The organism is Thermoplasmata archaeon (genome assembly GCA_035632695.1).
In the GTDB taxonomy this organism is placed as follows: Archaea; Thermoplasmatota; Thermoplasmata; order RBG-16-68-12; family RBG-16-68-12; genus RBG-16-68-12.
In genome coordinates this window covers 1-5,890 of the sequence record DASQGG010000075.1, presented here as the reverse complement: position 1 = coordinate 5,890, position 5,890 = coordinate 1, and the positions used below count along the sequence as shown (strand labels likewise).

9 protein-coding genes and 1 tRNA gene are annotated in these 5,890 nt (G+C 65.5%); 2 read left to right on the top strand and 8 right to left on the bottom strand.

The window, feature by feature from the left end:
* A partial coding sequence (locus VEY12_05750) for a HAMP domain-containing sensor histidine kinase (GenBank protein HYM39633.1) occupies window positions 1–496 on the top strand: 496 nt, incomplete at its 5' end.
* Window positions 497–509: 13 nt separating this feature from the next.
* Here VEY12_05750 and VEY12_05745 read toward each other — a convergent pair.
* Window positions 510–1,586: a pyridoxal phosphate-dependent aminotransferase gene (locus VEY12_05745; protein HYM39632.1), complete on the bottom strand. Its 1,077-nt coding sequence runs from the start codon at window positions 1,584–1,586 to the stop codon at window positions 510–512.
* Window positions 1,587–1,816: 230 nt separating this feature from the next.
* Here VEY12_05745 and VEY12_05740 point away from each other — a divergent pair, with 230 nt between their 5' ends.
* Window positions 1,817–3,448 carry a long-chain fatty acid--CoA ligase gene (locus tag VEY12_05740; GenBank protein ID HYM39631.1) on the top strand — a complete coding sequence of 544 codons (1,632 nt, stop codon included), beginning with the start codon at window positions 1,817–1,819 and terminating at the stop codon, window positions 3,446–3,448.
* A gap of 9 nt (window positions 3,449–3,457) precedes the next feature.
* Here VEY12_05740 and VEY12_05735 read toward each other — a convergent pair whose 3' ends face one another.
* The 7 genes from VEY12_05735 to VEY12_05705 all read right to left on the bottom strand — a co-directional run.
* Window positions 3,458–3,670 carry a hypothetical protein gene (locus VEY12_05735; protein ID HYM39630.1) on the bottom strand — a complete coding sequence of 71 codons (213 nt, stop codon included), beginning with the start codon at window positions 3,668–3,670 and terminating at the stop codon, window positions 3,458–3,460.
* 58 nt (window positions 3,671–3,728) lie between these two features.
* Window positions 3,729–3,802: transfer RNA gene (locus tag VEY12_05730), tRNA-Arg, on the bottom strand.
* 59 nt (window positions 3,803–3,861) lie between these two features.
* Window positions 3,862–4,047, bottom strand: a complete 186-nt coding sequence (locus VEY12_05725) for a 30S ribosomal protein S27ae (protein ID HYM39629.1) — start codon at window positions 4,045–4,047, stop codon at window positions 3,862–3,864.
* Window positions 4,047–4,574 carry a hypothetical protein gene (locus VEY12_05720; GenBank protein HYM39628.1) on the bottom strand — a complete coding sequence of 176 codons (528 nt, stop codon included), beginning with the start codon at window positions 4,572–4,574 and terminating at the stop codon, window positions 4,047–4,049. The genes VEY12_05725 and VEY12_05720 overlap by 1 nt, the downstream gene beginning before the upstream one ends.
* 5 nt (window positions 4,575–4,579) lie before the next feature.
* On the bottom strand, window positions 4,580–5,125 hold the full coding sequence (locus tag VEY12_05715) for a DUF359 domain-containing protein (GenBank protein HYM39627.1): 546 nt from the start codon (window positions 5,123–5,125) through the stop codon (window positions 4,580–4,582).
* Window positions 5,091–5,282, bottom strand: a complete 192-nt coding sequence (gene spt4 / locus VEY12_05710) for a transcription elongation factor subunit Spt4 (GenBank protein HYM39626.1) — start codon at window positions 5,280–5,282, stop codon at window positions 5,091–5,093. Before spt4 ends, VEY12_05715 begins: the two co-directional genes overlap by 35 nt.
* 6 nt (window positions 5,283–5,288) lie before the next feature.
* On the bottom strand, window positions 5,289–5,890 hold a 602-nt coding region (locus VEY12_05705; GenBank protein ID HYM39625.1), incomplete at its 5' end, for a DNA-directed RNA polymerase.

Here is a 5,890-nt window from a genome sequence, read left to right as displayed (position 1 = left end):
CATCGTGAGGGACTTGGTCGACGTCCCACGCCAGACCATGCTCCGCCGCGTTCCGGAAGATCTCCGCAAGGTCGTAGCGGCGGCGGTCGAGCAGGTGGCTCCGTATCGGAAAGCCGACGTGACACTGGTCATCGAACCGCGGGATGCCGCGCTGTTCGCGAACATTGACACGGTCCAGATTCGGGACGTCTTCGTACACCTCCTGCGGAACGCATTGCAGGCCACGACCCACGGGAGCGTGACGGTCCGGCTCTCGGAATTGCCGAAGTACGTGTTCGTTTCCATCGAGGACACGGGGACGGGCATGTCGGAGGAAGCGCTTCAGCAGCTCTTCCATCCGCTCTACACTTCGGGCTCGAAGGGCGAGGCCCCGCTCCTAGGTCTTGCAGTGAGCCGGAGCATCGTAGCCGCCCACGGCGGAAAGATCGAGGCGACCTCCGAGGTGGGCAAGGGGTCCACCTTCACGGTCATCCTGCCCAGGTTCGAGGGCCGCTGAGCAATTCGTGCTGCTAGGTCTTGCGAAGCGCGGACCTGGCCTGGGACACGCGCCTCAAGCCTTCCTGAAGTCCTTCGGCTCCTTTGCCGATGTTCAGCCGGAAGTGGCCCTCGATTCCGAAACTCTCGCCCGGAGCGATGAATGTGTGGTACTTCTTCAACAGGAGGTCCGCGAGGCGGAGCGTGTCCCCGCCGACGTTGGGGAAGGCGAGATGCGCAACCGGATCGTGCCAGACGAGATCGGGTTCGCTCTCCGCCCATTCCCGGGCCACCTTCCTCCCCGCCTCGATCAGCCGCCGGTTCCGGGCTGCGGTCTTCTTTCGACCGCGGAGCACGGCGAGCGCGATTGCCTCCGAGGGCCCCGCGGGGGTCGAGGAGAGGTAGTCGAGCACGGACTGCAACCGTTGCCGCACGTCGGGGGTTGCACGAATCCAGCCGATCTTAAGACCTCCGGCGCCGTCGTACTTGGAGACGCTCGACGTCACAATCGTGCGTTCGTTGATTCCGCCCATCGTGGGGCTTTCGTGATCGAAGGCAAGTTCACGGAAGATCTCGTCCACCAAGACGTAGAATCCGCGATCTTCCGCGAGATCCGCGATGCGTTGCACTTCGTCCGCGTCCAGGGCAACTCCCGTGGGGTTGTTCAGGTTCGTGAGGGCCAGGAGCCGGAGGTTTGGCGGAAGCGCGGCACGGACCCGATCGGCCGTGAGCTGAAAGCCTTCGCCCTCGTTCCGGACCAACGGGTGCACCGCGGCGCCGAGGCCCCGGGGAATCGCGTCGAGCGGCTGATAGGTCGGATGCTCGACCAGGACGGGATCGCCGGAGTTCAGGAGGGTCGCGAACACCGCGAAATTCGCCTCGCTGGCACCCGCGGTCACGAGGTAGTCGCCCGCGTGACCGCCGTAGAGGCGGGCGAGCTCCGCCCGCAACTCCTCGCTGCCGCCCACGTGGTTCTCCGCAAGGGAGAGGTCCGCGAGTCCGGCGTAGTCGGAGAGGCGCTGTTCGGGCATGTCGCTGCTCGACAGGTCGTAGGTGGCCTTCTGTTGGCCCTCCAAGACCCGGGCCAGCAAGTCGAACCGTTCGAACTGCATGCGCACGCGGAGAGCGCCCAACCCCTTAAGCCCGTGGTGTCCGGAGCCGGGTCAACGCACCACTCCGTGTCCACGTCGTTGAATCTCCGGGCTCCTTGGGACAACCGTTTATACCCCGTGTCCGATTCCAGCCGGAGAGGGGGCAACGCGGTGGACGCTCAGGGCTCGTCCCAGCTAGCTTGGGGATCGATGCGTGCCGCACCGACCTGGTGTGCGACGGGGGTGGACCCGTGAAGGGCACGATGATGGAGTTTCCTCTCACCCTGACCCATATCCTGGACCACGCGGCATCCCTCTTCGGGTCATCCCAGATCGTGTCGCGCCTCCCGGACAAGTCCCTTCACCGCTACACGTACGCGGACTTGAACCGCCGGGCGCGGGCGCTAGCGGAAGCGCTCCAAAAGGCGGGGCTCAAACCGGGAGACCGGGTCGCGACGCTCATGTGGAACGACTACGTCCACCTGGAGGCGTACTTCGGCGTTCCCGCGGCAGGGGGTGTCCTGCATACGGTGAACCTCCGCCTGCATCCGAACGACCTCGCGTACATCCTGAACCACGCCGAGGATCGCTTCCTAGTCATCGACGACACACTCCTCCCGATCCTCGACCGCGTGAAGGACCGCGTGAAGTTCGAACGCGTCTTCGTCGCGCCTCTCACAGGGAAGCCCGTTCCCCCGGCGACGGAGAGCTACGAGGATTTTCTGAAGTCGGCCCCAGGGTCCTTCCAGCCTCCCAAGATCGCGGAAGAGGACGCCGCGGGCCTGTGCTACACCTCGGGTACCACAGGAAGGCCGAAGGGGGTTCTCTATTCCCACCGCGCCCTGGTCCTCCATACCCTGGTCGCCGCGGGCGCCAGGGGCGTCTCCATCTCGGGGTCCGACACCGTGCTCCCGGTCGTGCCTATGTTCCATGTGAACGCCTGGGGCATCCCGTTTACCGCGACGATGGTGGGAGCGAAGCAGGTCCTGCCAGGCCCTCATCTTGACCCGGAGAGCCTCCTCGATCTCTTCGAGCGCGAGAGGGTCACCGCGACCGCGGGCGTCCCGACGATTTGGATGGGCATCCTGGATCTCTTAGACAAGTATCCGAACCGTTGGCACCTCGTGCCAGGCATGCGCATGCTCATCGGAGGCTCCGCGGTCCCCGAGACGCTTATTCGCGGATTCGACCGCCATGACCTGCAGGTGGTCCAGGGCTGGGGGATGACTGAGACCTCCCCGATCGGATCGGTCAGCGTCGTCAAGAAGTCTCTCGACGATAGGCCCGAGAAGGAGCGCTACGAGATCCGCGCCAAGCAAGGTTTCGCGTTGCCCTTCGTCGAGCTCCGGGGCATGGGCGACGGCGGGGAGATACCCTGGGACGGGAAGGCGGTCGGCGAGCTGCAGGTGCGCGGTCCTTGGGTCGCCGCGAGCTACTACCGTATGCCGGAAGCCGCCGACCGCTGGACGGACGACGGTTGGTTCCGTACAGGCGACGTGGCCTCGATCGATCCCGAGGGCTACGTGAAGATTGTAGACCGCACGAAGGACCTGATCAAGTCGGGAGGCGAATGGATCAGTTCCGTTGACCTAGAGAACGCTCTCATGGCCCACCCCGCGGTGAAGGAGGCAGCCGTGATCGCGATGGCGAACGAGAAATGGGGCGAGCGCCCCCTCGCGGTGGTCGTCACCAGGGAAGGGAAGAACGTGACCGCGGACGAGCTCCGCGCGTTCCTGGAGCCTAACTTCGCGAAGTGGTGGCTGCCCGACGCGATCGTCTTCGCGAAGGAAATCCCGCGGACCGCCACGGGCAAGTTCTCGAAGCTCACCCTGCGGGAGCAGTACGCGAACTACCGGCCGCCGCCGAGCGACCTGCCCGCGTAGGATTCGTCCTCAGTCCCCGCCGTGCAGCGGCGGCTCCTTGTTCCAATCCTGAAGCTCCGCCTCATGGGCGCAGTTCGCGTGCATGAAGACCTGCGTTCGCCTTCGCTTGACCTGGACCAAATCGGCGGACCCGTACGGCACGATCTTCTTGCACCAGGCGCAGCGGACCCATCCCGTGGGCCAGGACAGCGCACCGGATCCGGGGTCGGGAGTCACGGACACCACGGGGCCCGGAAGGCGTTCTAGGCTAAAGAGTTCGCACGACTCGGCCGGGAGGGAGCGCCCGCGTTGGGATTTGAACCCAAGTCACCAGGTCCGGAGCCTGGAAGTCTATCCAAACTAGCCTACGCGGGCTCGGCCGGGGGAGACCCGGAGGGACTACTTGAGTCCTTTCCTTGCCGCGGGGCGAGCGGTCACCGCTTGGCGAACTCCGTGTAGCCGCAGCGGCCGCAGGACGCGCGGCCCTCGTGTTGCGCCAGGTACGTCCCTGGGCCGCATTTCGGGCAGCTCTGCCGGGTTCGCTCGAGATGGTTCCCCTCGATCTTGTAGAAGGTGTGCTTGAGGCCCGCGGTCCCCTTGGCGGCCTTCTGCTCCGCCATCACTTGCCCTCCTTCTTCTTGGGTTCCGCTTTCTTGGCCTCCGCCTTCGCTTCCTTCTTCTCCTCGTGCCTCTCCGCAGGCTTCTTCTCTTCGTGTTTCTCGGCGGACTTCTTCTCGTCCTTGGGCGCCGGCTTCTCCTCCTTGTGCTCCGGCTTCGCCTCGGGCTTCGGCGTCTCGGCCTTCGCAGCGGGTTTCTCCGCCTTCGGCGCGGCCTTCCCGCCCTCCTTCTTCTCCTTCACCTCAGGCTCCTTGAGCTTGTTCCGGACGAGGATGTGGGGACGCTCGACGGAGAGGGCCTCCTCCTTGGACTTGTAGATTTTCGCATAGCCGAACGTCTCGGAGCGCCCGAACGAGGACTCGGATCGGTCGACGACGACCGTGTCTTTCGCTGCCTGGAGCTGCTTCGCGAGCTCGGCCCGGATCGCGTCCCGCGTGGGCGTCGACTCCGTCTTGTGGACGGCCTTGAACGTAATCTCGACCCGATTCAGGAGGGGATTCTCCTTCTTCGCCAGGACTTGGAGTTCCATGCAGCCTACCGTTCCATGCGCTTCAGGATGTCCAGGACCCGCGACTTCGCGGCGTGGTCTGCACGCACTACGACGACGCCTTGTCCCGGCATGCCGTAGAGCACGACGCCGGTCTGGGGCGCGAGGGCGATACAGACCAGGGCCAAGAGGTCCTCCTCGCCCTGGACTTCGACGCGTACCCGCTCCTCTGATTTAAAGGCTTCGGACAGGACGCTCCACGCGTCCGCGGTGATCGTGGCGGCCGGGTTCTTCAGGCGCAGGACGCGCGCATGAATCCGGCCGAACGCGTCCCGCAGCTCCGGGTCCTCCTGCCGTTTCGTCTTGAAGTCGACCAGGCAGAGGTCCGGTGTGCGACCGCGCGCGATCAGGTCGAGGGTGCAGAAATCTCCGACCGTAACCACGGGGCTCGCGCCCGCGAGCGCAGGCAGGACGTCGGATCCGTGGACGAGGGGGCCGAGCGGCCACTTCAGGTTCTCTCGGAGGGACTCGGGGAGACGGAGCGATGCGTTCGCGAACTCAGCGAACTCGGAGGGCGAACTTGCCGTTGACATGCAGCCCCATCTTCTTGGCGATCTCGGATCGGGGGTGGTCCACGATGATCACGTACCCTTGCCAGTCCTTGGACGTCTCGCCCCCGCACAGCGGGCACTTGTCCTCGTCCGTGATCGCCGAACAGTTCTTGCAGGCCTTCGGGATTTTTACGACCATGGAGCGTCACCCGCCGCGCTTGCCCTTCTTGCCGCGGCCCTCGGCGCGGGCGCGGTCCTCCTCGATCCAGTCGAGCTTCCCCAGCGAGGGCTGGCGCATCGTGAGCCCGATCTTGGACTCCCGCGGCGCGCGCTCGTTCAGGGAGACCGCGACGATCCGCACGCGGACGCGGTCTCCGACGCGGAGATCGCGTTTGGAGTCCTTCCCGATCAGGCGCTGGCCCTCCTCGTCCACGTCGACGCGGTCGTCCATGACCTGGGAGATGTGCAGGAGCCCGTCCAGGGGGCCGAAGCGGATGAACGCGCCGAACTTGAGGATCTCGACCACGGTGCCTTCGACGACTTCCTGGAGCTGGGGCGCGAACACGAGGGCATCGTACTTCACCCGCTGGTAGACGGCCCCGTCCCCGTGGACGATGCGGCCTTCGCCTTCGGGCTCGATGTTGCTCGCGATCAGGGTGAGGGTCTTGTCCGCCCCGACCTTCCCTTCCAGGGTGGTTCGCGTGAGCTCCTTGGCGACTTTGTCGATGCCTTCGCCCAAACGCTCGGGCGGGATGCGGACAACGTCCTCTCGCTGGACACGTTGGTACATGAGAACCGGCCGGGGTG